Annotated in this window: 1 protein-coding gene; it reads left to right on the plus strand. The window is 61.4% G+C overall.

Going from position 1 to position 1,399, the window contains the following annotated elements; genetic code table 11:
* The first annotated feature begins 98 nt into the window (after window positions 1–98).
* On the plus strand, window positions 99–1,367 hold the full coding sequence (locus NKI70_RS33810; RefSeq protein ID WP_352726453.1) for an IS256 family transposase: 1,269 nt from the start codon (window positions 99–101) through the stop codon (window positions 1,365–1,367).
* The last annotated feature ends 32 nt before the right edge of the window (window positions 1,368–1,399 follow it).

The raw sequence follows: 1,399 nt of genomic DNA on the forward strand, positions 1-1,399 counted from the left end.
GAGCTATGGCGGAAACTGGGTGATGACGGTTTGAGGAGAGCGGCGTATCGAGGCGGGTGATGAAGCCTGCCAGAACCTCTCAAGGAGAGCGATACGCCATGAATGAGACTACCAATGTTTTGCGTCTTCGTCAGCCTGACGAGTTTGATGATCCACTGACGGATGTGCTTCGCACCGGGGCGCGCAAATTGCTGGCGCAGGCGATCGAGATCGAGGCCGAGACGTTTCTTGCCGAGATGCGGGATCTCAAGCTTGGCGATGGCCGTGACCGGATTGTCCGCCATGGTCACGGCCCGGAGCGGAGCATCCAGACGGGCATCGGTCCGGTGCCAGTCAGGCGGGTGAAGATCCGGGATCGCGGCGCGAATGGCGAGGTTGATCGGGTCCGGTTCGCCTCATCGATCCTGCCGAAATGGGCGCGTCGGACGCGAAGTCTGGATGCGCTGCTTCCCGTTCTCTACCTGCGCGGTGTTTCGACGGGCGATTTTCAGGAAGCGCTGAGCGCGCTTGTGGGCAAGGACGCGCCGAACCTTTCACCCTCGGTGATCACGCGGCTGACGGCGGAGTGGAACGCCGATTACGAGCGTTGGCAAAAGCGCGATCTTTCGGCGCGCCGCTATGTCTATGTGTGGGCGGACGGGGTCTACCTGCAGGCGCGGATGGAAGACCAAGCCGAATGCATGCTGGTCCTGATCGGCGCCACGCCCGAGGGCAAAAAGGAACTCGTCGGTTTCCAGACCGGCATTCGCGAGAGTGCGCAAAGCTGGCGCGAGCTGCTGGTCGACGTGAAGCGGCGTGGCCTGAAGATCGCGCCCGATATTGCCGTCGGCGATGGCGCGCTTGGCTTCTGGAAGGCGCTCGACGAGGTCTTTCCCGGCACCAGGCACCAACGCTGCTGGGTGCACAAGACCGCCAACGTCCTGAACAAGGTGCCGCTCTCGGTGCAGGCCAACATGAAGACGGATTTGCGCGAGATTTACGGCGCGCCGACACGCTCAGCAGCCGAAATGGCGATCGATGTGTTCGCCGAGAAATACGGCGCGAAGTACAACAAGGCGGTCGACTGCCTGAAGAAGGATCGCGAGACGTTGCTGGCGTTCTACGATTTCCCCGCCGAACACTGGGATCATCTGCGAACGTCGAACCCGATCGAGAGCGTCTTTGCCACCGTTCGCCACCGAACGGTGCGCACGAAGGGCTCCCTGTCGTCGAAGACCGCCAGGCTGATGGTCTTCAAGCTCGTCATGGCCGCCGCCAAATCCTGGCGTCGATTGAAGGGACAAAATCAGTTGCCGAAACTGCTCGCAGGTGCCAGGTTCCAGGACGGGATCGAGGTCATCGAAATGAAGCCGCAAAGCGCCGCTTGATCAACCCCGTCACCCAAAATCCGTCATAGCTC

Source organism: Mesorhizobium sp. M0500 (assembly GCF_040321165.1).
In the GTDB taxonomy this organism is placed as follows: Bacteria; Pseudomonadota; Alphaproteobacteria; order Rhizobiales; family Rhizobiaceae; genus Mesorhizobium.